General features: G+C 63.8%; 26 protein-coding genes. 16 read left to right on the forward strand and 10 right to left on the reverse strand.

What is annotated here, in order from left to right:
* The first annotated feature begins 16 nt into the window (after positions 1–16).
* Both AC50X5_RS05515 and AC50X5_RS05520 read left to right on the forward strand, forming a co-directional pair.
* Positions 17–640 (forward strand): class F sortase, encoded by a 624-nt coding sequence (locus AC50X5_RS05515; protein WP_494975069.1) that lies wholly within the window; start codon positions 17–19, stop codon positions 638–640.
* 51 nt (positions 641–691) lie between these two features.
* Complete coding sequence (locus AC50X5_RS05520) at positions 692–1,339, forward strand: hypothetical protein (protein ID WP_494975070.1); 648 nt, start codon at positions 692–694, stop codon at positions 1,337–1,339.
* Between the two features lie 67 nt (positions 1,340–1,406).
* Here the strand turns inward: AC50X5_RS05520 and AC50X5_RS05525 are convergent, their stop codons facing one another.
* Genes AC50X5_RS05525 through AC50X5_RS05540 form a run of 4 tightly spaced genes read right to left on the reverse strand, consistent with a single transcriptional unit; the run spans position 1,407 to position 7,220 of the window.
* Positions 1,407–3,332, reverse strand: a complete 1,926-nt coding sequence (locus tag AC50X5_RS05525) for a DUF2264 domain-containing protein (RefSeq protein ID WP_494975071.1) — start codon at positions 3,330–3,332, stop codon at positions 1,407–1,409.
* Between the two features lie 14 nt (positions 3,333–3,346).
* Positions 3,347–4,117 (reverse strand): ThuA domain-containing protein, encoded by a 771-nt coding sequence (locus tag AC50X5_RS05530; RefSeq protein WP_494975072.1) that lies wholly within the window; start codon positions 4,115–4,117, stop codon positions 3,347–3,349.
* Positions 4,114–5,265 (reverse strand): LacI family DNA-binding transcriptional regulator, encoded by a 1,152-nt coding sequence (locus tag AC50X5_RS05535; protein ID WP_494975073.1) that lies wholly within the window; start codon positions 5,263–5,265, stop codon positions 4,114–4,116. Before AC50X5_RS05535 ends, AC50X5_RS05530 begins: the two co-directional genes overlap by 4 nt.
* Entirely contained in the window at positions 5,262–7,220 is a 1,959-nt protein-coding gene (locus AC50X5_RS05540; RefSeq protein WP_494975074.1) for a heparinase, read from the reverse strand. The genes AC50X5_RS05535 and AC50X5_RS05540 overlap by 4 nt, the downstream gene beginning before the upstream one ends.
* A gap of 156 nt (positions 7,221–7,376) precedes the next feature.
* Here AC50X5_RS05540 and AC50X5_RS05545 point away from each other — a divergent pair, with 156 nt between their 5' ends.
* From AC50X5_RS05545 to AC50X5_RS05580, 8 genes are all read left to right on the forward strand, one after another.
* Complete coding sequence (locus AC50X5_RS05545; protein WP_494975075.1) at positions 7,377–8,390, forward strand: hydroxyacid dehydrogenase; 1,014 nt, start codon at positions 7,377–7,379, stop codon at positions 8,388–8,390.
* 54 nt (positions 8,391–8,444) lie between these two features.
* Positions 8,445–9,725 (forward strand): ABC transporter substrate-binding protein, encoded by a 1,281-nt coding sequence (locus AC50X5_RS05550; RefSeq protein ID WP_494975076.1) that lies wholly within the window; start codon positions 8,445–8,447, stop codon positions 9,723–9,725.
* A 100-nt stretch (positions 9,726–9,825) separates the two neighbouring features.
* On the forward strand, positions 9,826–10,764 hold the full coding sequence (locus AC50X5_RS05555; RefSeq protein WP_494975077.1) for a carbohydrate ABC transporter permease: 939 nt from the start codon (positions 9,826–9,828) through the stop codon (positions 10,762–10,764).
* Positions 10,764–11,696 carry a carbohydrate ABC transporter permease gene (locus AC50X5_RS05560; RefSeq protein ID WP_494975078.1) on the forward strand — a complete coding sequence of 311 codons (933 nt, stop codon included), beginning with the start codon at positions 10,764–10,766 and terminating at the stop codon, positions 11,694–11,696. The genes AC50X5_RS05555 and AC50X5_RS05560 overlap by 1 nt, the downstream gene beginning before the upstream one ends.
* 5 nt (positions 11,697–11,701) lie before the next feature.
* Entirely contained in the window at positions 11,702–12,418 is a 717-nt protein-coding gene (locus AC50X5_RS05565; protein WP_494975079.1) for a DUF624 domain-containing protein, read from the forward strand.
* Positions 12,419–12,458: 40 nt separating this feature from the next.
* Entirely contained in the window at positions 12,459–14,210 is a 1,752-nt protein-coding gene (locus tag AC50X5_RS05570; RefSeq protein ID WP_494975080.1) for a glycoside hydrolase family 35 protein, read from the forward strand.
* A gap of 106 nt (positions 14,211–14,316) precedes the next feature.
* Positions 14,317–14,718 carry a YidH family protein gene (locus tag AC50X5_RS05575; RefSeq protein WP_494975081.1) on the forward strand — a complete coding sequence of 134 codons (402 nt, stop codon included), beginning with the start codon at positions 14,317–14,319 and terminating at the stop codon, positions 14,716–14,718.
* Between the two features lie 3 nt (positions 14,719–14,721).
* Complete coding sequence (locus AC50X5_RS05580; protein WP_494975082.1) at positions 14,722–15,060, forward strand: DUF202 domain-containing protein; 339 nt, start codon at positions 14,722–14,724, stop codon at positions 15,058–15,060.
* A 12-nt stretch (positions 15,061–15,072) separates the two neighbouring features.
* Here the strand turns inward: AC50X5_RS05580 and AC50X5_RS05585 are convergent, their stop codons facing one another.
* Positions 15,073–15,852 (reverse strand): FadR/GntR family transcriptional regulator, encoded by a 780-nt coding sequence (locus AC50X5_RS05585; RefSeq protein ID WP_494975083.1) that lies wholly within the window; start codon positions 15,850–15,852, stop codon positions 15,073–15,075.
* Between the two features lie 183 nt (positions 15,853–16,035).
* Here AC50X5_RS05585 and AC50X5_RS05590 point away from each other — a divergent pair, with 183 nt between their 5' ends.
* The 3 genes from AC50X5_RS05590 (at position 16,036) to AC50X5_RS05600 (ending at position 18,770) form a co-directional block, all read left to right on the forward strand.
* Entirely contained in the window at positions 16,036–16,566 is a 531-nt protein-coding gene (locus tag AC50X5_RS05590) for a gluconokinase (RefSeq protein ID WP_494975084.1), read from the forward strand.
* Between the two features lie 29 nt (positions 16,567–16,595).
* Positions 16,596–17,999, forward strand: coding sequence for a GntP family permease (locus AC50X5_RS05595; RefSeq protein WP_494975085.1), 1,404 nt, complete (start codon positions 16,596–16,598; stop codon positions 17,997–17,999).
* Between the two features lie 129 nt (positions 18,000–18,128).
* Entirely contained in the window at positions 18,129–18,770 is a 642-nt protein-coding gene (locus AC50X5_RS05600) for an NADPH-dependent F420 reductase (RefSeq protein WP_494975086.1), read from the forward strand.
* Between the two features lie 119 nt (positions 18,771–18,889).
* On the opposite strand, the gene AC50X5_RS05605 is transcribed toward AC50X5_RS05600, so the two are convergent.
* Both AC50X5_RS05605 and AC50X5_RS05610 read right to left on the reverse strand, forming a co-directional pair.
* The gene (locus tag AC50X5_RS05605; protein ID WP_494975087.1) at positions 18,890–19,726 is read right to left on the reverse strand and encodes an alpha/beta fold hydrolase; all 837 of its coding nucleotides are present in this window, start codon (positions 19,724–19,726) and stop codon (positions 18,890–18,892) included.
* A 76-nt stretch (positions 19,727–19,802) separates the two neighbouring features.
* Entirely contained in the window at positions 19,803–20,396 is a 594-nt protein-coding gene (locus AC50X5_RS05610; RefSeq protein WP_494975088.1) for a DnaJ family domain-containing protein, read from the reverse strand.
* A gap of 198 nt (positions 20,397–20,594) precedes the next feature.
* Here AC50X5_RS05610 and AC50X5_RS05615 point away from each other — a divergent pair, with 198 nt between their 5' ends.
* A complete protein-coding gene (locus AC50X5_RS05615; RefSeq protein WP_494975089.1) occupies positions 20,595–20,966 on the forward strand; it encodes a hypothetical protein in 372 nt (123 codons plus the stop codon).
* On the opposite strand, the gene AC50X5_RS05620 is transcribed toward AC50X5_RS05615, so the two are convergent.
* Positions 20,963–22,477 carry a SulP family inorganic anion transporter gene (locus AC50X5_RS05620; RefSeq protein ID WP_494975090.1) on the reverse strand — a complete coding sequence of 505 codons (1,515 nt, stop codon included), beginning with the start codon at positions 22,475–22,477 and terminating at the stop codon, positions 20,963–20,965. The two genes, AC50X5_RS05615 and AC50X5_RS05620, sit on opposite strands and share 4 nt — an antisense overlap.
* Before the next feature lie 176 nt (positions 22,478–22,653).
* Here AC50X5_RS05620 and AC50X5_RS05625 point away from each other — a divergent pair, with 176 nt between their 5' ends.
* Positions 22,654–23,031 (forward strand): MerR family transcriptional regulator, encoded by a 378-nt coding sequence (locus AC50X5_RS05625; protein ID WP_494975091.1) that lies wholly within the window; start codon positions 22,654–22,656, stop codon positions 23,029–23,031.
* The gene (locus AC50X5_RS05630; protein ID WP_494975092.1) at positions 23,028–23,498 is read left to right on the forward strand and encodes a GNAT family N-acetyltransferase; all 471 of its coding nucleotides are present in this window, start codon (positions 23,028–23,030) and stop codon (positions 23,496–23,498) included. Before AC50X5_RS05625 ends, AC50X5_RS05630 begins: the two co-directional genes overlap by 4 nt.
* A gap of 16 nt (positions 23,499–23,514) precedes the next feature.
* On the opposite strand, the gene AC50X5_RS05635 is transcribed toward AC50X5_RS05630, so the two are convergent.
* Both AC50X5_RS05635 and AC50X5_RS05640 read right to left on the reverse strand, forming a co-directional pair.
* On the reverse strand, positions 23,515–24,012 hold the full coding sequence (locus AC50X5_RS05635) for an SRPBCC family protein (protein ID WP_494975093.1): 498 nt from the start codon (positions 24,010–24,012) through the stop codon (positions 23,515–23,517).
* Between the two features lie 23 nt (positions 24,013–24,035).
* A complete protein-coding gene (locus AC50X5_RS05640) occupies positions 24,036–24,368 on the reverse strand; it encodes an ArsR/SmtB family transcription factor (RefSeq protein WP_494975094.1) in 333 nt (110 codons plus the stop codon).
* Between the last annotated feature and the right edge of the window lie 34 nt (positions 24,369–24,402).

Below are 24,402 nucleotides of genomic sequence, written 5' to 3' on the forward strand. Positions count from 1 at the left end.
CGGCCGCCGTGGAGGTTTGAAGACCACCACGGCAGCCGGGCTTCTGCTCGCCTTGGCACTGACCGGCTGCGGCACCGGCACACCACCAGCCACTGCTCCGGCGCCGCCGTCGGCAGCCGCCGGCACCGCCCAGCCTTCCCTGCCGGCGCCGGCAACCCCTGCGGTTCCGGTGAATTTTGTCATGCCCGCATCTGCACCGGTCACGCTGAGCATTCCAGCGATCGACGTCCGCACTGATTTGCTGCGTATGGGGCTTCGGGAGAACGGGTCATTGGAGGTCCCCGAGGACACCGGCAGCGGCTCCCCTGCGGCCTGGTATCACGGCTCCCCCACCCCCGGTGAGCCTGGACCATCCGTAATACTGGGGCACGTCAACGCTCTTGGCGGAAACAAGGGTGTCTTCGCGGACCTCCAAAAACTTAAACCCGGCGATGAGATCAACGTTTCCCGAACCGATGGCAGCACGGCCGTATTCACCGTCGATCGCGGGGCCCTCTACAGCAAGAACAGCTTCCCCACCTTCGAGGTCTACGGCAATACACCCGGCCCCGAACTCCGCCTCATCACCTGCGACGGGTACGACCCCGCCACGGGACTCTTCAACGACAACTACGTCATCTACGCCAAACTCAAAGCCTGACAACCCGGCCGCCGGTCCCTCTATCTGGACGGCGGCAAGGACGGACGAGGAATGAACCACCCCCACACCCTGCTGGCCCCGCTGGCCATGTCCGCCCTCCTGCTCACCGGTTGCACCGCTGCAACCGGATCCTCAGGAACAGCGCCTGCGCCAACCTCAGCCGCCCCCGCACCGACCGGCGCGTCACCGCAATCCGACACGGCCGGCGGCCACAGCGGCACGCACCACAGCGAAGAAACACTCGCTCCGCTTACGAAAGCGGACGGGCCCAGCGATGCAGCGAAGATGATCTGCGGGGACCAGCCCATGGACCGGCTCACCGCAATACTGGACCTGAAGGGGACGCCCCACACAGTCAGCAACTGGGCCGACAGCACCTTCACCTGCACCTACCACCTGGATGAAGGTGACCTGGAAATCTCCGTCAAAGAAGCCACCGACCAAGCCACGGCATTGACCCACTTTGACGCCATGCAGGCCCTGGCAAAAAACGCCACGCCCATCAAAGGGCTCGCCAGCCTGGGGTTCCCGGCCTACGAGACCACAGACGGGTCAGCAGTATTCCAAAAAGACAGCTTCGTCCTTCACGTGGACGCCACCGACCTCCCTGCAACCCTGGGACCGGAGAGCATCACCCGCAACGCCCTGGCCTACCAGCTCTCAACCACCATCCTTGCCTGCTGGGTCGAACACCACTGATTGACGCAGCCCTCATGCGCGAGGCGCCGCGGGCGCATGCCCAGGCAGCCGCCCCATCCACGGGCAGCTAAAGCAGATCCGTCCACAGTGCGTCGAGGTCTACGGTGGTTCCATCGGCGAAGATGAAGCGGTTGCCGCCGGAAAGACGCGCGCCATCCAGCTCCGCCGTCATGGTCTCTCCGCCCAGCCCGACCAGGACCGCATACTCACCATCGGTCACAGGCACGGACGTACCCACCCAGGGAATGGTCAACTCCTCCCCCATCGGGTGTGGAGCTACACGCACCCGGTTGCCGGCGTCATCCAGTGCCTGCCCCTGCGCGTCTACCGCGCGGACTTCGCTTCGAAGGGATGCACCCGCGTCAAGAGGCCAGCCACCGATCCGCAACAGGCTGCTTTCACCAGCGGCGCTGCCTACAGTGCCGGCAACCCGGACCAGGCGCAGCTCCACTGCTCCGCGAGTGACTGAGACCACCGTGACCTCCGGCCCCAGGGTGGCCGTTCCCTTAGCGCCGCTGCCGTGATCGGGCCCGGCATCCGGGTCGACGTCGATCCACTTCACGACGCCGCGGGAGGCACCTGCCAGCACCCCGCCGACCTCCCGATGACCCAGAAACTCAAAACCCGTGCGGTGGGTGAGCCTGCCCTCGCTGTCCACCAGGACCACGGAGTTATCCAGCGACTCCGGCTCCAGGTCGGGGAAACTGTGCGTGGAGTACCCCAGCCGCGCGTACAGCGGCGAGTCAGCCACGGCAGCCCCGACCGTGGCATGGTCAGTACCGTGGTTGCGCACCCGAATGACGCCGTCGGCAAGGGTTCCGTTCACCTGCCAGCCGGGAGCGGCAATCAGCCGTTGCGTGTCCCCGGTTTCCACAGGCAGCGGCTGTTCCACAGCAGTCCACACGGGATGTTCCGGTGGCAGGGCCAGACCCAGCATGCCCTTGGCAGCCCAGTACGGCGAGCCCGCCCCGGAATAGGACTGTTTCATGCCAGGGAATTCGCCGTGCCAGCCGATGGACAAAAGCCCGTCGCCGGTCACGGAGCCGCGGCTGGTGAAGTAGCTCAGGATGCCCGATGCGGCACGCCTGCTGACGCCAGGGTCCAGCCTGGAGTGGCCGGAGAGCTCGCCCACCCAGAACGGGGCGGCGGCGGCAAAGCGGTAGATCAGGCTGCGGCCCTGGATGAGCGGGGCTCCGTTCGCTCCAACGAGGTGCACGGCGTCGTCAAGAAAATCGGCGAGGCGGTCGCCGTCTAGTCGCGTCCGGGCCTGGACCCGGGGATCGTCAGGAGCCATGATCTGCAGAAGCTGGGGATACACCTGGAAGGCCCAGCCCACGTAGTGGTCGTAAGCCCGCTCAGGACCATCAGCAAACCAGCCGTGGCCGCGGTACAGGGAATCATGGATGGCCAGCCCGGCGTCTATGTCCTCGTCCGAGTACCGGCCGCCAACAGAGGCCAGGAAGGTTTCGACGACGATCTGGAACCACACCCAGTTGATGGGCGGGTACTCCTCGCCGATCACCGTCTCAAACCACGCGATCAGCTGTTCCTTAACCCGTTGCGAAAGCTTGTCCCACAGCATGTCCCTGGTCAGTGCAAGCCCCACAGCCAGGGAAGCCGCCTCCACTTTGGCTTGTGCCAGCTCGCCCGGCGTGGGCCACCGGTCCGGATTGGCCGGATCGGTGCCGGCGTCGAGCCCCTGGGCATACCATTGCGCGATCCAGCCGGTGGACTCGGGATTCCCCGCCATCCGGAAGGCCGCCAGCAGGAAGGTCCGGGCGAAAGCCTCCAGTGAGTCGCTGCGGGGGCCATAGGCACTGTTGGCTCCGGGCAGGTACAGGTTCGCGTGATCCTCAGAGGCATAGCGGTGGGCAGAGCGCAGGAGGTGGTCAGCGTAACCGCACCAGTGCTCCCTGGTGAGTCCCGTCCGGGGTGAAAGTTGCCAGTCCAACGGCGGCAGGTTCAGGGCAACGGAAGAAGCGGTACTTGGCATAGGTCCTCAGATCCTCAGGAGTCAGAAGTTGGCTGAAGCGGGTCAGGCGCGCTCAGCCATAGGATGGCCCGCCGGAGCAGTTCCAGGTGTTCGGCGGATTGGAAGGAGGCGGCGTCGTGGCCCAGGGCGTCGTAGAAGGTCCTGCCGGTTCTGCCGTCGTCCGTTGCCGGGCGTTCCAAGGACCACATCACCGGGTGCTCGGTCCCGTCGTGGAGATGGGTCGCATGGACACTGATGCCAGGCGCCGTCCGCAGGTAGCTGTACCGCTCATCCAGCAGCTCAAAATCGTCAATCCCGTCAACGATGCCCCCGGAACCGGGCTTGATCGTGATGCTGGCCGGCCCATAGTCGGGGTGCATGGAGGTTCCCCGAATCCAGCGGCCGCCCAGCCCGGTTTCCCATTCCGGCAGGTCCGTAAAGCTGGTGGCACTGACATGGCTGGCCAGCAGGGGCCGTCCCGAGTCCAGCCAGCGCCGCAGTCCGGCCGAAGCTTTGGGCGTCTGCGGGGACGGCAGGCCATCGCGGGGCAAACCGACATTGACTACCAAGAGGTCAGGAAGTTCGTCCCCGCCCAGATCCGCCAGATCCGCCAGGGCTGCGTCCACATCGTCAGGGATCCCGACGTCGAACCCTGCCTCGCGAAGCAGCGCCGCCAAGGCGCCTGACGTCTCTGGAAACGGATGCCAAGGATCCGAGTACCGGCCGGCACCGCTGAGCAGCGTTGCCCTTTTTGGTCTCTTTGCGTGCCGAGCCACCCCGGAGGCAGCTGCTGACTCGGCCGTCACTGGGAGTCTCCCAGGACGTTGCCGACGGAGATTCTCGGTGCGCCAATGGAGGACTCCCGCAGAATCAACTCCGGATTGAGTTCGACTCGATGCACAGGCCGCATCCGTCCTTCAGCCAGCCGGGCTGCCATAAGCTGCACCGCCACCTTGCCTACGTATTGCTTGGGCGGCCGGACAGCTGAAATGGCAGGCTCGGCGAGGTAGGCCACTTCATCGTCGTATCCCACAATCGCCATATCCCCGGGCACCTGCCGTCCCCTGTCCACGCAGTGCTGCACGAAGGCCACTGCCTGCGTGTCCGAGTGGACCAGCATCGCCGTGGTCCGGGACTTGTCACAAAGTTCAAGGACGTGATCGAAGTGCTGTGTGCGCTCGCCGTTTTCCTGCCTCGCGGAATCCTCGTGTACTGAGTCCTCCAAGGGGATTTTCAGGGCAGCCAAGGCCTGCTGCCAACCGCGCACCACGTGGGGACTTGTGGGGCTGGCGGCATCTGCCAGGCAGCCGATCCGGCGGTGTCCCTCCTGCCACAGGTGCCGCACCGCGATTCCGGCACCGAATGCGTGATCGGTGGCCACCCAGTCCAGCCGATGTGCCGGAATTTCGAGGGGGGAACGGCGTTCGGCCAGCACCACCGGTATGGGCAGCGCGTTAAGCCAGCGCAGCAGTTCGTGGCCCTGTTCTCCGGTCATGTCCGGTGCCACGATCAACCCGTCAATATTTTGGGTATCCAGCAGCGCCTGGACCTGTTTGCGGTTATCTGCGGCATCGTAGGCGGAGCCGCGGACCAGAATCCGGAGGTTCTGCTCCTCCGCCGCGGCCCGTGCACCGCTGATGACCTGCGGCCAGTAGTAATCAAGCGATGGCACCACCATTCCGATGGCGTAGCTGTGCGGCTGCTGCCGGGCCGCCGATGCCGAGCGGTCCAGGCGGCTGGGAAGGGTCGCACCGCCGTGAACCCGCGAGACCAGCCCTTCATCCGCCAAAAGGTTTACGTCCCGCCGGATAGTCAATTCACTGACTCCCAGCTTCACGGCAATTTCGCGGACGGTGATGGCGCCGTGGGCCCGCAGTTCTTCCATCAACCGCTCCCGCCGTTGCAGGGAGAACAGCGACTTTCCTGCTGCTTCATGCGGTTGTTCAGGGCTCATGATGATGCCTCCACGGTGAGGGTGAATACGCCGACGGCCTGAAGACCGGCGGGCATGCGGAAACGCAGGCGGGTCAGCTTTTGGCCCCAGACGTCCGACAGCAGGGGATCGTCCAGGTGCCACTCGTCAATGAGTACGACGGCGGCCGCCGGCTCCCAGCGCAAAACCGCTCCGCGCCCGGTGCTCCCAGAGGAAATTGCAGCGGGAATACCCGCGGGAAGGATAGTCACGCTGCCCTCAGTGCAGGAGACGGTTCCGGCTGCCAGGTAGGTGATGTCGACGTCGGACCCGGCGCCCGCGGGAGGTGACACCAGCTTCCAGTTGTCGGTGACAGTCACACGCCTGGCCTTGCTGTCCAGTGAGGAGGTGCGGATCCACTGCTCGGGGCGCAGACCGTAGGCAGCCCCAATGGCCAGCCTGAGTATGGGTGCTCCTGGTTCCGGCCGGCTTAGCTCGGCAGCGGCAAACTCCCGGCCTGTGCCCTGCTCCATGCCGAAGGGCGCGGGCACACTGTGCCAGGCGCTTTGCATGGCACGGATTTCATAGCGCTCCGGCCCGAAGGTCTTGGCGGTATAGGTGGGTTGACCCGCGTCTACAAGCAACGGAACGCCATCCACGGCCACCACTACCGACCCCACGTCACGGTGATTATGGTGTTCGCCGTTATGGCCGCCCTTCGCAGCCAGAAGCAGGCCCGCCGGGCTGCCACCTTCCTCTCGAGCCACCATGATCTGCACGGAAGGCAGATAGGTGAACGGAATCAGCGGCGCCTCGGGCCGGGTAGCCTGCTCCACCGTATCAAGAAGCGCATGAAGAACCCTGCCCAGCCCGGACGCAGCCTCCAGGCTGCCGGCTGCCATCGCCGCTGCATGCCTGCTGGCCGCATCATCGCCAAGGCGGAGCGCCCAGCGGTGCAGCATCCCCCAGGGAAGAGTGGTCGCGGCCCGGGCGGGACCGTCCGCCACATTGAGGAACCACGTGCCCGCCACATGCATCCGGTGGGGAAATGCCACCATCTCGCGGATGATGGGAAGGTCCGCGTCTAGCGCCCCTGACGTGGCCTCCTCCAGCAGAGCCAGCCCTTCCAGCGCCCGTCCTGCCCCGTTCCACCAGTACGCAAAGCCTTCGTCAATCGCGCCGTCCTCAGGCAGGGAAGCCAGGAAACGGTCCAGGCCCTCTATGCACCGGGCGACGGTATGGGCCTGAAGCGCCGGGTTGTCCACGAGGAAAATCGCCACGGCCAGAAGGTTGGAATGGATCCAGGGATTCCAGTTATGGACATCACCGTCCAAGCCAAGCCAGTGCCAGTCCATCCGCTCCACGAAAGGCAGAATGACCCGTTCCAGCGTTTCCTCGCGGATGCGGCGCCGCAGACCCGGCACCCGCTCATCGAGTCGCTGGCCCAGGACGTGATCCAGCCAGGCCAGTTGTGCGGCTACTTCCCCGGCCCCCAGATCCAGGTAGGGCCGAGCCATGTCCGGAACAACTTCCCGGGACCGGGAGAACACGTCGTCATGGGCTGCCCAACTCCACGAGCTTTGCTCGCACAGGAGGTAGGCGCCGTCGATCACTTCATCGAGCCATTCCTCATCGGCGCCGGCAGGACGGCCAGGCTCCGGGATCAGGCACATGAGGACTGCCCGGGTCAGGCGTTGCTGCCGCGCCGCCACCAGGCCCTCGTAGGCCGTGCGGTTCCCGTCACGGAAGTACCGGGCGTAGAGCGAGGCAAGCGGCTGGGGCCAGGCAGTCCCCTTCTCTTCCCATGCCTGCCGACGCAACGCGGTCTCCGCAACCCTGGCTGGCCGGGGCAAGGCTAAGTCGACTCCGGGCCGGACCCGGACCCTGCCGGCGGCTCCTGCCAGCAGGCTTTCCAGGCGTGCAGCGGTCCCCTTGTCTCCCCAAGCGGAGGCAAGCACTCGCTCAGCGTGTCCGGCAGCAGGAGTAGAAGGGGACATTTAATCTCATTTGTTCGAGTGTGAACGGATTGGATCGATCATGACAGATTTGAATGATCCGTCTTGTTTATGAGTATCTACCGAATGTTAGATGTGATGCAAGACATCATGCGGTCCGGCAAGTCCCTGCCACGAAATGCAGAAAGGAGGGTTCTTATGTCACTGAAGCCCAAGGCGCTGCTGGTTATGAACAGTGGAACCTTTGCTGATCAATTTGATTCCACCCGCCTGCAGCGGCTGGGCGCGGTGGTGGACCTCGGTGAGGAACCGTGGACGGACTCGCTGGATGTTCCGGGACTGTCAGGACGTCTGGCAGAAGTAGAAATACTCCTGACCAGCTGGGGTGTGCCGCGCCTGGATGCGGCGAGGCTGGAGCAGATGCCCAAACTTCGCGCCGTCTTCCACTGCGCCGGCACCGTGCGCAGCTTCGTCAGCGAGGAGCTGTGGGAGCGCGGCATACTCGTGACGAACGGCGCGGACGCCAACGCCATTCCGGTGGCGGAGTTCACTTTCGCTTCCATTGTCCTGGCAGGCAAAAAGGCCCACGTATTGTCCAACGATGCCCGGACGTTCCGGGAGGACTGGAGTTACGCCACCCAGCGTGGCGAACTCGGCAACATCGGCAGGGTCATCGGGGTTATCGGCTTCTCCCGCATCGGACGTCGGGTGGTTCAGCTCGTCCAGCAGCTGCAGGATGTGACGTGCCTGGTGAGCGATCCCCATGCCGATCCGCTGGCTGTCGCCGCGGCCGGGGGGCGGCTCGTCCCGCTTCAGGAGCTCCTCAAAACCTCCGACGTCGTCACAGTCCATGCCCCTGCCCTCCCGGAAACACGGCACATGATCGGCGCTCCTGAACTGGAGGCCATGAAGGACCATGCCACGTTGATCAACACGGCGCGTGGTTCGCTGGTGGACACGAAAGCGCTCGAAGCCGAATGCGCCACCGGGCGCATCACGGCCTTGCTGGACGTCACTGAACCCGAGCCCCTGCCAGCGGACTCGGTGCTGTATACCCTCCCCAATGTGATCATCACCCCCCATATTGCCGGGTCTTTGGGAACGGAGACACGGCGGATGTCCGATGCAGCACTTGAGGACCTGGAACGCTACCTGACCGGCAGGGACCTCCTTGCCCAGGTGGTCCACGAGGACCTCTCCCTCAGCGCCTGACCATAAAGACCGCCGCCACTACGGCAAACTTATAACCCTATAAAGGAGAACGCAATGAAGCGCACAACCCTCGCCGCCATCGCACTGGCAGCAGCTGCCGGCCTTGGCCTGTCCGGTTGCGCAGGTGCCGCCGGCACGGCGGAACCGCAAAGCCAGGACGGCAAGACCCGCCTGACAGTTTCGGTGTGGAACTACGAAGGCACGCCGGAATTCAAGGCCCTGTTTGACGGGTACGAGGCCGCCAATCCGGACATCGACATCGAACCGGTGGACATCCTTGCCGATGACTACCCCCAGAAAGTCACCACCATGCTGGCAGGCGGAGACACCACCGACGTCCTGACCATGAAGAACGTCATAGATTACGCCCGGTATGCCAACAACGGCCAGCTGCAAGAAATCAACGGCGTAGTGGACGCAGTCGGCAAGGACAACCTCGCAGGCGTGGACGCCTTCGACATGGACGGAAAGTACTACGCTGCACCGTACCGGCAGGACTTCTGGCTGCTGTATTACAACAAGGAACTGCTCAAGGCCGCCGGCGTTGAAGACCCCAGCGACCTCACCTGGGAGGAGTACACGGACCTCGCCAAGAAGCTGACCACCACCGCTGACGGCAAGACGGTATACGGCACGTACCACCACAGCTGGCGCTCGGTGGTTCACTCCATCGCCGCCGCACAGAACGATGGCGACCAGAACAGCGGCGAATACGGCTTCTTCGAGAACCAGTACAACACCGCCCTGGATCTCCAGCAGAGTGGTGCCACGCTCGATTTCGGCACCTCGAAGAGCCAGAAGACCAGTTACCGCACCATGTTCGAAACCGGCCAGGCCGCAATGATGCCGATGGGTACCTGGTACATCGCCGGCTTCCTGCAGGCCAAGAAGGACGGCAAGACCAACGTTGACTGGGGCCTGGCTCCGCTGCCGCAGAAAGAGTCAAACGGGAAGGTCAGCACCTTCGGCTCCCCCACGGCGTTCGCCGTGAACAAGAACGCCGCCAACTCAGATGAGGCTCGAAAGTTCATCGAATGGGCCGCCGGCGAAGGGGGCGCCAAGGCCATCTCCAAAATCGGCGTGGTGCCCGCCCTGCAGGACGATGCAGTAACGGACACCTACTTCCAGCTCGAAGGCCTGCCGAACGACGAGCTTTCCAGGAAGGCCTTCACGCCGGACGAGACCGCCCTCGAAATGCCTGTGAGCGACAAGTCCGCGGCCACCGATAAGATCCTTAATCAGGAACACGACCTGATCATGGTTGGCGAGCGCACCGTGGCGGACGGCATCGCTGAAATGGGTAAGCGCGTCAAGAGTGAAGTCCTCGGCAAGTAGCCCTCCCCCGCCCCTGCGCCGGTCGCCGGCGCAGGGGCGGAACCCAAAACTTTCCGATCCTGAATGGGAGGAACGCCCCGGTATCCGGGAGCGGTCATCTATGACGACTGAAACATACAAGCCGGTTGCCGCCCCGGCACCAGCGCCGCTCAACAGCAGGGGCAACCGTAAGCAGGCGCGGCGCAATACCCTGATTGGCTGGACCTTCATCCTGCCGAACTTCCTGGGCTTCCTGGCCTTCACGCTGATTCCGGTGGTGGCGGCCTTCGCCCTCTCCTTCATGGAATGGACTTCCTTCACCGCGCCACGCTGGGTAGGGCTGGAGAACTTCCAGCGCATGGCCCAAAGCGATACCTTCTGGATAGCCCTGCGCAATACAGTGGTCTACGCGCTGGGGCACGTACCCCTTACGCTGGCGCTGGCTCTGGCGCTGGCCATGCTGCTGAACCGCAAGCTGAAGGGCATCGGTTTCTTCCGGGTCGCCATCTTCTTCCCGTACATCACCTCGCTGGTGGCCGTCGCCGTCGTCTGGAACATGCTGTTCAGCCCGGACAACGGCCCCATTAACCAGTTCCTGAACGCCATCGGCATCGCTGAGACGCCAGGCTGGACGTCCAGCTCCGATTGGGCCATGCCCGCCGTCATCATCACCAGTGTGTGGCGGGACATGGGCTACTACATGATTCTCTACTTAGCCGGCCTCCAGGCTATTCCTACCGAGCTGTACGAGGCGGCCGAGGTAGACGGCGCCAGTGCCTGGCAGCGATTCTGGAACGTCACCATTCCGTCCCTGCGTCCTACCACTTTCTTTGTGGTGGTGATGCTCACGGTCTCCAGCTTCAAGGTATTTGACCTCATCGTGGTCATGACCAATGGAGGCCCCGGCCGCTCCACCACGGTGCTCTCCCAGCTGATCTACCAGGAAGGCATCGGCGAGGGGAAGTTTGGTTACTCATCGGCCATTTCGCTCGTGCTGTTCCTGATCGTCCTGACGGTCACCGTCGTGCAATTCAAGATCCAACAGCGAAGGGAACGCTGATGACCAACATGGCCGAAGACCTCAAGGCCGAGGCACCCTTCCTTGGCAATGGGTTGGAACCCTCGCCCGAAGACCGCCGGAGTACCCAGCGCAGACGGTCCACCAGGGAACGCAGGTCCCGCATCACCGACGTCGTCATCTACGCGGTGCTGGCAGTACTGGTGGTGGGCCTCATGGTGCCCTTCATCTGGATGATGTCCTCCTCGTTAAAGGAGAACAACCAGGTTCTGACAGTCCCGATCCAGTGGATCCCCACTGAATTCGTGTGGAGCAACTACAGCGATATCTGGTCGCGGATTCCCATGCTGGGCTACCTGCAGAACTCGCTTTACCTTGCAGTGATCATCACCTGCCTGCAGGTCCTTACCGGCTCCCTCGCGGCTTATGGATTCTCCAAGGTCCGTTTTCCCGGCCGCGATGTGCTGTTCCTGGCCTACATCGGAACCATCGCCGTGCCCTGGCAGGCCTACATGGTGCCGCAGTACATCATGATGCAGAATCTGGGCCTCACCAACAGCTTCAACGCCCTGATCCTGCTGCAGGCATTCGGCGCCTTTGGCGTCTTTTTGATGCGGCAGTATTACATGACCATCCCTGATGAACTCTGTGAAGCTGCCCGCATCGACGGTCTCAGCGAATACGGCATCTGGGCCCGCGTGATCCTGCCGCTGTCCAAACCCGCCCTCGCCAGCCTTGCGTTGCTGACGTTCGTCAACACCTGGAACGACTACATGGGCCCGTTCATTTACCTCACCAGCAACCGGCTGTGGACAGTCCAGCTGGGGCTGCGCTCCTTTGTGGGGCAGTTCGACGCCGAATATGCCATGATCATGACCGGTTCCGTGATCTCGGTGCTGCCAATCCTGATCATTTTCCTGGTCGGCCAGCGTTACTTCATCCAGGGCATTGCCACGAGTGGCATGAAGGGGTGACGGGAGTGCGCCAGCACACCTCTGTACCGCAGCGGCGGGGACCTGGACGGATCTCCGGACCCGGATTTGAAACCTTTGGGAACATCTTCGGTTTCGTTTACACGTTCCTCGCGGGGAATGTCCTCATGGCGGTGGCCAACGCACCACTGGTTCTGTGCCTTGCCTTGGTAGCAGACCCAGCGGCGGCCTGGCCGTTCTTCCTGGCACTTTCGGTGACCGTGCCGCCGTCGCTCGCTGGGCTGTTCGCCGCATTCCAGGCCCTGAACGATGAAGGTACCGCCGTGAAACCCGTGGCAGCGTTCCTCCGCGGATACAAGCGGGGATTCCTGCGCGCCTTCCTGCTGGGCCTTGCTGCTGTAGTTGTTCTGCTGTTCCTCGGTGTCGATCTGGTGATTGTCCAGGCCATGCCTGCTGCGGCCGTGCTGGTTCCGGTCATCCTGGTGGCGGCAGCCGTCACGGTAAGCCTGGCCGTTACGGCCACAGCGGGGGTGGTGTTGCTTCCCGAAGCCCGGATGAAGAGCCTGATGAAGGCGTCCTTGTACCTCTGCGTCCAGCGCTGGTACCTCAGCCTGGCCATGCTGGTGCTGTTGGGCATCATCGCAACGGCTTCCGTACTCCACCCGGTGCTGGGGGTGGCCCTCGCGCCGGCACCACTGCTGTTTGTCATCTGGAGCAACGCGGCCTACGCCTTCCATGCCGTCCTGCGTGAAAGCCCCGTCTAACCCCGCACCCGTCCGGCGTCAATAAATGAGGAAAACCTTTATGGATTCGTTCGCCATCGGTAACCAGGACTTCCTGCTGAACGGCAAACCGTTCCGCATCCTGTCCGGAGCCATCCACTACTTCCGGGTCCACCCGAATCAGTGGGCTGACAGGATCCGCAAGGCCAGGCTCATGGGGCTGAACACCATCGAGACCTACGTGCCCTGGAACGAGCACTCCCCCGCGCCCGGAACATTCCACGCCAATGGAGGACTCGATCTGGGCCGTTTCCTTGATCTGGTGGCGGCCGAAGGCATGCGCGCCATCGTCCGGCCCGGGCCGTACATTTGCGCCGAATGGGATAACGGCGGCCTGCCGGCGTGGCTGTTCCAGGACCCCACCGTCGGTGTGCGGAGCAGCGAACCGGGCTACCTTGCGGCAGTGGACGCCTATTTCACGTCCCTGTTGCCCCTCGTGGTGGAGCGGCAGATTACCCGCGGCGGCCCCGTCATACTGTTTCAGATCGAGAACGAGTACGGCGCCTACGGCAATGACAAGGCGTACTTGCAGCACCTCGTGGACCTAGTTAAACGTCTGGGCGTGGACGTACCGCTCTTCAGCTGCGACCAGCCCGACGGCACCATGATCGAGGACGGCTCGCTGCCGGAACTGCACAAGACCGGCACGTTTGGCTCCCGCTCCGTTGAACGACTGGCCTTTCTCCGCGAGCGTCAACCGAGCGGTCCGCTGATGTGCGCGGAGTTTTGGAACGGCTGGTTCGACAACTGGGGAACGCAGCACCACACCACCGACGCCGCCGCTTCCGCAGCAGAGCTTGATGCCCTTCTCGCTGCTGGTGCCTCCGTCAATATTTACATGTTCCATGGCGGCACCAACTTCGGATTCAGTAACGGTGCCAACGACAAAGGCATCTATGAACCCACCATCACCTCCTACGACTACGACGCCCCGCTGAGTGAAAACGGGCACCCCACGGAGAAGTACTTTGCCTTCCGGGAGGTCATCGCCCGGCACTTCGAGGTTCCGGACGAGTTACCCGTACCGGCAGAACCTGCACCCGAAGCCGTGGTGACCGTGGGTGCCGGCATCCCCCTGCTGGAGGCGGCTTCCGCACTTAACGCTGCACCAACGGCCTCCGACGCCGTTCCCACCAGCGATGTCACCGGCACCTACCGTGGATTCCATCTTTACGAGCGGACACTGCAGCACGGGGGCCTGCTGTCCGTCGCCGAAGTCAGGGACCGGGCGCAGTTTTTCCTGGACGGCGTTCCGGTCGGAATCCTGAGCCGGGACCTTGGTGAACGGTCCAAAGCGCTGCCCCGCGGAGGACTCCTGCAGATCCTCGTTGAGGACCAGGGCCGGGTGAACTACGGGCCACGGATTGGTGAACCGAAAGGACTGATCGGCCCCGCCACCCTGGACGGTGAGGAATTGTCAGGGTGGAACGTTCTGCCCTTCGACCTGACCGAACTGCCACCGCTACGCGCACTGGCCCGGGAGTTCACGGGGAATGGGGGCGTTGCGGGACCGTCAGTGTCGTTCGGGACGTTCACCGCGACGGGGCCAGGGGACCGTTATCTCCGGCTCGACGGCTGGACCAAGGGCAACGCCTTCATCAACGGCTTCAATCTGGGCCGTTACTGGAGCCGGGGCCCGCAGCGCACGCTCTACGTGCCCGGCCCCTTGATCTGCGAGGGCGACAACGAGATCGCAATCCTTGAATTGCAGGGCAGTTCCACCCGCGCTGTTCGCTTCGTGGCAGCCCCCGACCTGGGGCCGGACCAGAAGTAGCGCCCGTGACGCACCAGCGGTCCCGCCCCCCCCGCAGGAACGATGTCACCGTTTCTGCGGGTCACGGCCATTCCAGGGCCAACAACGGCGTGGCTAGACTTGCAGAGTGACCAGCCCCGAGCCCCTTCCCGCACAAGAGCCGTTCCGGCGCAGCCGGCTTGCCGAGCGCCTGCTGCCCGGCGGAACGGAACCGGATCCCCGGTTTACGCTGGCCAATGAACGGACCTTCCTGGCGTGGATCCGCACGTCACTGGCACTGCTGGCGGGGGGCATTGCCATCGAGGCATTCACGGCGGACCTGTTTATTGAACCTGTCCGCCAGGGCATCGCCATCCTGCTTCTGGGCCTGGGCATGCTGTTGAGCGCTGGCGCCGCCGTCCGCTGGCTTCGGGTGGAACGCAGCATGCGGAACAAGGCACCGCTGCCCCTGCCGCTTATCGTCCCCCTCCTCGCCGGCGCCGGTGCGCTGGCAGCAGCGGTGGTGCTCGTCGTCATCCTGCTGGATTAGTCCGTGCCGGCAAGGACGCGCCGTCCCGCCCTGCACCAGGACCCGGGGCTGCAGCCCGAACGGACCAGCCTGGCTTGGGGCCGCACCATGATGGCACTCATCACAGTCAGCGCCATCTTCCTCCGCTGGCTGCCACTGCATGGCCTGCCTATCCTGGCACTGTTCGCTGTTTCGGCGGGCGCGGCGGGGGCAATCTACTTCACCCAGCGGCGGCGCTACCGGGCCAGCTCACACGGCCTATCCGCCGGACGCTTGGGCGCGGACGTCACCGCCGTGCTCTGGACCGCCCTCGCCTGCGTGGCGCTGGGCGGCCTGGGAATCGCTGTGGTGCTGACAGACTAGAAGTACCGGCCGCTAGATCCCCATCGCCGTGCGGACCTCTTCGAGGATGTGGTGCATTGCAGCTTCCGCGGCGGCAGCGTCGCCGCCGGCCACGGCTTCCGCCACGTCCTCATGCGCCTTGAGCGCCTCAGGTCGTGGTTTGAAAGGCATCAGTCCCTGCCTGGTCCGGCTTGACAGGACCTCGGCCACCATCACATCGAGGGCTTTGAACATCTCGTTTCCGCAACTGTGCAGGAGCAGTTGATGGAACTCAATATCCGCTGCCAGGAAAGCCTCCAGGTCCCCGGCCTCCCCCAGCGTCCGTAACTCGCGTGCGAGCGCTGCCAGCCGGCGTCGTTCTCCCGCACCGGCGCGTTTTGCGGCACCTGCTGCAGCAATGGGTTCGACGGCGATGCGCAGTTCCGTGAGGCTGGCGTATTGTTCCGCGCGGTGCCGGGACGCCAGGCGCCAGCGCACCAGCTTGGGGTCGTAGTAGTTCCAGTGCTCCTGCTCCTGGACCACAATGCCCACCCGGCGGCGCGAGTACACCAGGTTCATGGATTCGAGGACGCGCATGGTGTCGCGGGCCAGGGTGCGGGAGATGTCGTATTCCTGCTGAATGCCCTCGAGGGTGAGCCGCTCGCCCGGCGGGATGTCGCCAGCGACGATCGCCCCGCCCAAGGCGTCCAGCACCCGCACGTGCAGGGCATCGGGAGTGGCCCCTGGCACTGGCCGCGGCCCGGATCCTGGCACCGCCGCCGGCCGGTGACCTATTGCCGGACCCGGCACTGAAGTGGGTGTCGCCCTCGACATTCTTGCCTCCTCTGCGCCGCAGCGCATTAACCACTTTATGCCGTTTCTTCGAAAGATATGACCAGTGTCACCAAAAGGTAGTATCTAGGCCTGAAATGGTGCTATCTTATTTTTCGAGCCGAGTGTTTTCGGTTGCCTGGAGCTTCACCCGAAGCCAACGACGTCTTCTACGGAGGTAGAGCAATGAAGTCTGCTGCCACCCACCTTGTGGTGATGGGTGTTTCCGGTGCCGGTAAAACCACCCTCGCCGAGGCACTTTCCGCCCGGCTTGGCTGGGTTATGGCTGAGGCTGACGAATTCCACCCGCAGTCCAACATCGCCAAGATGAACAGCGGCACGCCCTTGAATGACGAGGACCGCTGGCCGTGGCTGACCGCTATCCGAGACTGGATGACAGAGCAGGCAGAAGCCGGGCAGTGCACGGTCCTGACCTGCTCGGCCCTCAAGCGGAGTTACCGCAACCTGCTCACTGAAGCCAAGGGAAACGTCGTCTTCCTGCACCTCGACGGCGATCCCAACCTCTTGGGCGAACGCATCCACAACCGCACGGGGCACTTTATGCCGCCCACCTTGCTGCCCAGCCAGCTCGCCACCCTCGAACCGCTGACGGAACAGGAAACCGCCACCGGCAGCCTGGTACTGGACATCAGCCGCACCCCCGGGCAGTTGGTGGAGGACGTCCTGTCCGCGCTCCACCTGCTCGCCAACAACTAGCCCCCTTCCCCCCGTTTCAAAGGAGAATCATGACCATCGAAGGATGGGAACAAACCCTCGGCGCAGGCCCCCTGCTCCTGATCGCCGGCCTGGCGATCCTGGCCCTGCTGTTCCTCATTATCAAACTACGCATGCACGCGCTGCTGGCCCTGATCCTGATAAGCCTCGCGACGGCATTTGCCACGGGAATCCCGGCAGACAAGGTGGTCTCCGTCCTGGTTGGCGGCTTTGGCAGCACGTTGGGAACAGTCGCCCTCTTGGTGGGCCTCGGCGCCATGTTGGGCCGCCTTGTTGAAATCAGCGGCGGCGCCAAGTCGCTGGCTGACTACCTCATCAACCTCTTCGGCGAAAAGCGGGCCCCTCTCGCGCTGGGCGTCGCCTCGCTGATCTTCGGCTTCCCCATCTTCTTCGACGCCGGCCTGGTAGTTATGCTGCCCGTGGTCTTCGCCGTTGCGCACCGGCTCGGTGGCGGGGTGCTTCGCTACGGCCTGCCGGCCGCCGGCGCCTTCTCCGTGATGCACATCTTCCTGCCGCCGCACCCTGGCCCCGTTGCGGCCGCCACGTTCTTTGATGCCAACGTTGGCCTGGTTGTTATCGCCGGCCTGATCGCCGCGATCCCCACCTGGTACGTGACCTGCTACCTCTTCGGTCTGTGGACCGGCAAGAAGCTGGTCCTGCCGGTGCCTGAACTGCTGGGCCGTGCCGACGCCGAAGCCGAAGCCAACCCGCCGCGTTTCCGCACTGTCGTGTTGGTCCTGCTGCTCCCGTTGGTGCTGATCTTCCTCAACACGGGCCTCAGTACAGCCACATCCTCAGGCCTCCTGCCGGAGACTGCCAAGGGTGAAACCTGGTACCAGGTGCTGCGGACAATCGGCGAAACCCCGGTGGCCCTCCTCATTGCCGTCCTGGTTGCCATGTTCGTCCTGGGCCGCAGGCGCGGCAAGAGCGCCGGTGCTCTGGAGAAGCTGCTTGAATCCTCGCTGGGCCCCGTCTGCTCGGTCATTCTGATCACCGGCGCCGGCGGCATGTTCGGCGGCGTGCTGCGCACCTCCGGCATCGGCAGTGCCCTGGCAGACGTCCTGGGCGACGCCGGAATCCCGCTGATCCTGGCCGGCTTCCTGATCTCCGCCATCCTCCGGATCGCCCAGGGTTCCGCCACGGTGGCCCTGACGACGACGGCGGGCCTGATAGCCCCCGCGGTTGCCCTCGCCGGACTCAACGGCATGCAGGTTGCGGCACTGGTCATCGCCGTCGCCGCCGGCTCGGTAGTGGTCTCCCACGTCAACGACTCCGGCTTCTGGCTGGTGGGCCGCTTCTTCGGCATGGACGTCAAGACCACACTGATGACCTGGACCGTGATGGAAACCCTCATCGGCGTGATGGGCTTCGGCATCGCGGCCGCCATCTTCGCACTGGCGGGCCTCGCGGGCTAGCTATTGATGTGAGATTTCGACGGCGGGCGGTCATCCTTGGAGGTGGCCGCCCGTTGCACTTACCGGTCATCTGGCGACATATTGCGTCATCACGGAATTTTCGCCGGGTTCGGCGGTGTTACCGGGGACATGACAACAATCGGAATCATCGGTGCAGGACATATTGGCAGCCAGATTGCCCGCAAGGCAGTCGACCTCGGATACGACGTGGTGATCAGCAACTCACGTGGTCCGGAGACGCTCTCCGGCCTGGTGGAGGAACTGGGCCCACGAGCGCGGGCCGCAACAGCGGCGGAAGCCGCGGCCGCCGGCGACTTTGCAGTGGTAACTGTTCCCCTCAAGAGCTACCAGGACATCCCCGTGGAGCCTCTTGCCGGGAAGGTTGTGATCGACACCAACAACTACTACTGGGAACGGGATGGCCGGATCCCCGCGTTGGATAACGGCGAGGCCACCACGTCAGGGCTGCTTCAGGAGCATCTCCCCCAGTCCAAGGTGGCCAAGGGCTTCAACCACATCGTGGCCGCGGAAATTACCAAGGACGGCACCCCGGCCGAAGTCCCCAACCGCCGGGCACTGGCCACCGCCAGCGATTTCGAGGAAGCGGCAGCGCTGGTCACGAAGCTGTACGACGAGTTCGGATTCGACACCGTCAACGTTGGCCCCCTGCCCGAAAGCTGGCGCGTCGAGCGCGACCGTCCGGCCTACGGAACCAGGCAGAACGCAGAGGAACTGCGCGCAAACCTGGCCAAGGCTCCGCGCACCATCTAGGTAGTTTTTCGAGAGAAACGACGGTTCAGGAGCCGCCGCCAGCCGCCCTTTTGAGGTACAGCCGGCGGCGGCTCCGGAACGCTAAGCGAGCCTGACGTGGCCGGCTTACTACCGGGCAGCTACTTCGCGAGGAAGCGGATCAGGGCTTCATTCCATTCGTCAGCGTGGCTGAGATTGCAGCCGTGGGGGGCACCCGCGATGACGTGCAGATCGCTGCCCATCAACGAAGCGTGCGTCCGTTGCCCGGATCCTGCGTAAATTACCGTTGCGTCGCCATCACCGTGGAGCACCAGAGCAGGAACACTCACAACCAGCAAATCATTGCGGAAGTCCGTCTCACCGAAAGCAGCCAGGCAGGCCAAAGCAGCCTTCTTGTCAGACTGCTTGCACAAGGCCAATGCGTCTTGGCGCTGCTGCTCACTGACTTTAAGTTCACCGTCCACTGAGAAGAAATCCCGAGTGAAACCGTCGTAGAAGGCATCTTCATCGTTGGTCAGACCGGCTGTCATTTCGGCGGCAGCTTCCTTGGTCAGCGGGCCCTCGGGGTTGTCCTCGCCCTGCATCATGAAGGGCGTCACAGCGGATGCGAAGACGACGCTGCGGATCCGCTCAGCTGCGTAAAGGCTGAAGTAGCGGGCAACTTCTCCTCCGCCCATGGAGAAACCCACCAACGTGACGTCATTGAGGTCAAGTTCCTCGAGCAGGGCGTGCAGGTCCTGAGCAAGCGTGTCGTACGTGGGTTCCGCGTCGGGTTTGGCGCTGCGGCCGAAGCCACGACGGTCGTAAGTGATGACCCGGTACCCTGCCTGCTGCAGGGCCGGAACCTGGGCCTGGAACGCTTCCCCGGACAGCGGCCACCCATGAATCAGGACTACCGGCCGACCGCTGCCGCCGGTGTCATCCACGTGGAGAGCAGTGTCCTTGAATAGTCCGTGATGTGCCATTACTTCAGTCATGACTTCTCCTTTTGTGCACTGCGAGAACAAAACCCGTTCGGGGCCAGCTTACAGAGAGTTCGTAAGCCTGCTTACTTTAGACTGGTCTCCGTCCAAAGAACCTCCGCCAGCCGCCCTTTTGGCGTTCAGCCGGCGGCGGCTCCGCTGTTTTCTGCGCAGCCCGGCGTTCACGCCAACGCCGCAGTTCGGCGTCGACATCCCTGGTCTTCGTGACCACCGGAGGCCCGCCCTGGAGTTGGCGGCGGGCGTCAACCACGCGGGCATTGAAGTCCACGAGGATGTCCCGGACCTGCTTCTCTGTGTGCTGCGCATCCAGCCTGGCGTTCAGTTCGGCGTCTTCCTTGCGCAGCAGGATGGCTTTGGGTCCCAGACCACTGACCTCCTCGCGCTGGAGGAGTCCTTTGATCCACCAGTCCGGATCGTAGCCCTCGCCCAGCCCCGGAATCGGCTTTCCTGCGTACTTGAGGTTGTCAAACTTGCCCTGTGCCATGGCTTCCCGCACCAGGTAGTCGGCTCGGGCGGCCTCGCTGGTTTTCCGGCGCTTCTGCTGGTCCGCTGCCTCGGCGGCTGAAAGTTCCGCTTCTTCCTCCGCCGTGATCCCGGCACCGCGGTATGACCGGAGCTCCGCGAGGCGCTCCAGCCGCCGCCGTCGAAAATCACTGCTACCCACAGCGCGCCACCGCCTCACTTACTGATTGCCTGCCGGCTCTCCGGAAGGTCTCCCATCCGCGAATACTGGTCATAAAATAGTAAGCAGGATTACTAATGAACGGTAGGTGCCGCTGCCGGCCAAGTACTGATGAGCTGGACAGATTCAGCCGGAACGGCTTCCGCCGGTCGGTCACATCGAACGAAAGTGGTGGGTACTTTGGATACAACTGTATGGATTTGGATTGCTGTTGCCGTGGTGGTGGTGCTGGTAGTGCTACTGCTGCTCGCAACCGGACGGCGCCGCAAGGCATTGCAACAAAAGCGCGATGATGCGCACCGCGACGAGGCCGCAGAAATCCGCCGTGAGGCCGAGGACAGGGAACTCGACGCGCGGGAACGGGAAGCGAAGGCGGCGCACGCCAGGGCCGAGGCAGAGCAGGCGCAGGTGGACGCGGCGCGGCTGCGCCAGCAGGCTGACCAGCACGCCACAGAGGCCAGTACGCTCCGCGAAGACGTGGGCCAGCGGACGCGGAAAGCAGATGAACTTGATCCCGACGTCAGAGATACCCGTGATGGTGGCGGCGCTTAGCCGAGTTTGCCGCCCAGGCGTTCACGCATCAACACACTGGCATCATTCAGGCCGATAATTTTCACGTCCTTGCCGTGGTGGCGGTATTTCTCGGTAATGGCGTCGAGTGCAGCGATGGTGGACGCGTCCCACAGGTGCGAGGCATGCATGTCGATGACCACGTGCCGCGGATCAAGCGCGTACGCAAACTGCGTGTAAAGATCGTTCGAGGATGCAAAGAAGAGCTCGCCGTTCACTACATAGGTGGCGGTTTCGTGGCCGTCCAGGCTCATAACGGTCCGATCCACGGTGACGAAGTGCGCCACGCGGCGGGCAAAAAGGACCATGGCCACCAGCACACCCACTGCCACTCCGATGGCCAGGTTGTGCGTGGCAACCACCACAACGACCGTTGCCACCATCACCATGGTCTCGCTCTTGGGCATCATCTTCAGGGTCCGCGGGTGGACGCTGTGCCAGTCGAACGTGGCCCAGGAGACGAAGATCATCACGGCTACCAGGGCCGCCATAGGAATCACCGAGACAACGTCACCCAGGACCACCACCAGGATCAGCAGGAAGACACCGGCCAGGAAGGTGGAGATCCGCGTGCGGGCGCCGGATGCCTTGACGTTGATCATCGTCTGGCCGATCATCGCGCAGCCGCCCATACCGCCGGTGAACCCGGTGACAATGTTCGCCACGCCCTGCCCCCATGCCTCACGGGTCTTGTTGGAGCGGGTATCCGTGACGTCATCCACCAACTTGGCGGTCATCAGCGATTCGAGCAGGCCGACAAACGCCAAGGCCATTGCGAACGGGAAGATGACCTGCAGGGTTTCCAGGGTGAACGGAACGTTCGGTATCAGGAGTGACGGCAGCGACTCCGGCAGGTCGCCTTTGTCCCCAACGGTGGGGACGGCGACGGAAGCCAGCACGGTGATCAGAGTCAGCACAACGATGGCAACCAAGGGCGCAGGCACTGCTTTGCTGAGTTTCGGCAAGCCAAAGATCATCGCCAGGCCCAGCAGCACCAACGGATATACCAACCAGGTCACCCCAAGGAGTTCTGGCACCTGGGCCATGAAGATCAGGATGGCCAGCGCGTTGACGAACCCCACCATTACCGAACGCGGAATAAAGCGCATCAGCTTCGCTACCCCGGCCAGTCCCAGGACTATTTGGAAGAGACCACCGAGAATCACGGCGGCGATGAGGTAGTCCACGCCATGGGAACTCACCAGCGGAGCGATTACCAGTGCGACGGCTCCGGTGGCCGCGGAGATCATGGCAGGCCGGCCGCCCACAAAGGCAATGGTCACGGCCATCGTGAAGGAGGCGAACAGTCCCAGCCGGGGATCGACGCCGGCGATGATCGAGAAGGCGATGGCCTCAGGAATCAGCGCCAGGGCCACCACCAGGCCCGCCAGCACTTCGGTCTTGAGCCGCCGCGGGGACTTCAGCGTGCCAAGGACTGACTGCAGCTCTTCGGGGGTTTCTGCCCGGGCATTCCCTGCGGTTTTGACGGCCATCGCCGGCTCCGTTCATGGTCAGGAAAACGCTCGAGGCGCCTTCGTATTGTCGAAGATTGTGGGGGCACGGCGTCGCACCGGGAAGGGCAGCATCTGATTTTGAGAGTGAGGCCACCACCCCAACACTACCCTAACGTGATGGTAGAGTTGAAAGTCGACCAGGACGGAGGCCACCCATGACTGCAAAACCCGGCAGCTTGACCATGCACATCGGCGAGCTCGCGGAACGCACCGGCCTGTCCCTGCGCACCATCAGGCATTACGACGACGTAGGCCTGCTACCCGCCCTGGCGCGAACCGACGGGGGCTTCCGGGTGTATTCGGAGGACGACTTCGATCGCCTGATGGTCATCAAGCAGATGAAGCCGCTGGGGTTCTCGCTCGAGGAGATGGCGGAGATCCTTGCCCTCCTGGCCGCAGGGACCGCTCCCGGCGGGGCAGAAAAGGCCCGGCTGGCCGAATTCCGGGAACGGGCAGTCCATGAGCGGGCCAAGATGGCGCGCAAACTCGCCCAGGCAGATAACTTCATCAAAAGCCTGGCGGAGGAGTCATGACCCTGCGGATTGAGCGCGCCGACTTTTCAGATCCCCGCCTGGGCCGGTTTCTGCAGGCCCACCTGGACGATATGGCACCCACAGCGCCCGCCGAGAGCCGGCACGCCCTGGACCTGACGGCACTGCAGACCCCTCACGTCAGGCTCTGGGTGGCTATGGCCGCCAACGCCATTGCCGGAACCGCCGCCCTGGCCGCGACGCCACTCCTTGAGGCCGGGCACGAGGAACTCAAGAGCATGCGGACGGATCCGGCCAGGCGGGGCCAGGGTGTCGCCTCGGCCCTGCTGGCCCACGCCCTGGCCGATGCCCGGCGGCGCAAGGTGCGCAGGATTTCCCTGGAAACCGGCAGCATGGATTTTTTCACGCCGGCCCGGGCACTGTATGCAAAAACGGGCTTCGAGCCCTGCCCGCCGTTCGGCTCCTACCTCGAGGATCCCAACAGCGTGTTTATGACCCTGGCACTATAGCGGGACAGCAGCCGGCTCAGTGCTGCCGCTGTTCTGCCAGGATGCCGTCGATCTGGCCCATGGCTTCCTTCATGCCGTCCTCCATGCCCATTTCGAGCATCTTTTCCAACTGGTCCTCGGACTCGAAGGTGGAGTGCACAGTCATCCGCGTACCGTCACCGGAAGGCTCCAGGGTGACCACTGCGTGAGTAGTCCCCAAATCCCCTACCGGCTCGCCGCGCTCGTCAGCAAAACCGTCGTCGAACTCCAGTGTGTTCGGCGCGTCCACAGCGGTGAAACGCCACCAGCCGCGGGCCTTCTCGCCGTCCGGCCCGGTCATGTAGTAGCTCGCCTTGCCGCCGGGGACGAAGTCGTGCTGTTCAAACGTGGCAGGCCAGGTGGGCGGTCCCCACCAGCGCTCAAGCTGGCGCGGGTCCTGCCAGAGTTCCCAGACGCGTTCGACGCCGGCGTCAAACTCCGCCACCAGCGTGAGGCTGAGTGCCTCCAGGTTCTTGGTGGAACTGATGACTGCCATGATGATCCCCTTCTTGGTGCTCCCTATTTTTCATTCAGAATGTCGGCAATGCGGCCGGCACGCTGCCGCCACAGTGCCTCATACTCGTCGAGCAGGCGGCGCGCTTTGCCCAGACCTTCGTGGTTTCCCCGCACAATCTGCTCCCGCCCGCGCTTCTCCTTGGTCACCAGGGAGGCGCGCTCCAGTACCGCCACATGCTTTTGCACGGCGGCAAAGCTCATGGTGTACAGCGCTGCTAGTCCCGATACCGAAAACTCCGAGATGGCCACCCGGCTGACGATGTCGCGCCGGGTGGAGTCCGCCAGGGCCTGGAAGACCCTGTCGATTTCCGCCTCGGAACCCTGATGTACAACCATTTGGTTGTACGTTATGCCTCGGTTGCAGGTTTGT

It is taken from the genome of Pseudarthrobacter sp. MDT1-40-2 (genome assembly GCF_059383595.1).

Bases quoted from the DNA above. Each gene is read 5' to 3' on its own strand.
- AC50X5_RS05520 (WP_494975070.1), top strand. From the start codon at position 692: ATGAACCACCCCCACACCCTGCTGGCCCCGCTGGCCATGTCCGCCCTC.
- AC50X5_RS05525 (WP_494975071.1), bottom strand. From the start codon at position 3,332: ATGCCAAGTACCGCTTCTTCCGTTGCCCTGAACCTGCCGCCGTTGGAC.
- AC50X5_RS05535 (WP_494975073.1), bottom strand. From the start codon at position 5,265: ATGAGCCCTGAACAACCGCATGAAGCAGCAGGAAAGTCGCTGTTCTCC.
- AC50X5_RS05540 (WP_494975074.1), bottom strand. From the start codon at position 7,220: ATGTCCCCTTCTACTCCTGCTGCCGGACACGCTGAGCGAGTGCTTGCC.
- AC50X5_RS05545 (WP_494975075.1), top strand. From the start codon at position 7,377: ATGTCACTGAAGCCCAAGGCGCTGCTGGTTATGAACAGTGGAACCTTT.
- AC50X5_RS05550 (WP_494975076.1), top strand. From the start codon at position 8,445: ATGAAGCGCACAACCCTCGCCGCCATCGCACTGGCAGCAGCTGCCGGC.
- AC50X5_RS05555 (WP_494975077.1), top strand. From the start codon at position 9,826: ATGACGACTGAAACATACAAGCCGGTTGCCGCCCCGGCACCAGCGCCG.
- AC50X5_RS05560 (WP_494975078.1), top strand. From the start codon at position 10,764: ATGACCAACATGGCCGAAGACCTCAAGGCCGAGGCACCCTTCCTTGGC.
- AC50X5_RS05570 (WP_494975080.1), top strand. From the start codon at position 12,459: ATGGATTCGTTCGCCATCGGTAACCAGGACTTCCTGCTGAACGGCAAA.
- AC50X5_RS05585 (WP_494975083.1), bottom strand. From the start codon at position 15,852: ATGTCGAGGGCGACACCCACTTCAGTGCCGGGTCCGGCAATAGGTCAC.
- AC50X5_RS05590 (WP_494975084.1), top strand. From the start codon at position 16,036: ATGAAGTCTGCTGCCACCCACCTTGTGGTGATGGGTGTTTCCGGTGCC.
- AC50X5_RS05595 (WP_494975085.1), top strand. From the start codon at position 16,596: ATGACCATCGAAGGATGGGAACAAACCCTCGGCGCAGGCCCCCTGCTC.
- AC50X5_RS05600 (WP_494975086.1), top strand. From the start codon at position 18,129: ATGACAACAATCGGAATCATCGGTGCAGGACATATTGGCAGCCAGATT.
- AC50X5_RS05605 (WP_494975087.1), bottom strand. From the start codon at position 19,726: ATGACTGAAGTAATGGCACATCACGGACTATTCAAGGACACTGCTCTC.
- AC50X5_RS05620 (WP_494975090.1), bottom strand. From the start codon at position 22,477: ATGGCCGTCAAAACCGCAGGGAATGCCCGGGCAGAAACCCCCGAAGAG.
- AC50X5_RS05625 (WP_494975091.1), top strand. From the start codon at position 22,654: ATGACTGCAAAACCCGGCAGCTTGACCATGCACATCGGCGAGCTCGCG.
- AC50X5_RS05630 (WP_494975092.1), top strand. From the start codon at position 23,028: ATGACCCTGCGGATTGAGCGCGCCGACTTTTCAGATCCCCGCCTGGGC.
- AC50X5_RS05635 (WP_494975093.1), bottom strand. From the start codon at position 24,012: ATGGCAGTCATCAGTTCCACCAAGAACCTGGAGGCACTCAGCCTCACG.
- AC50X5_RS05640 (WP_494975094.1), bottom strand. From the start codon at position 24,368: ATGGTTGTACATCAGGGTTCCGAGGCGGAAATCGACAGGGTCTTCCAG.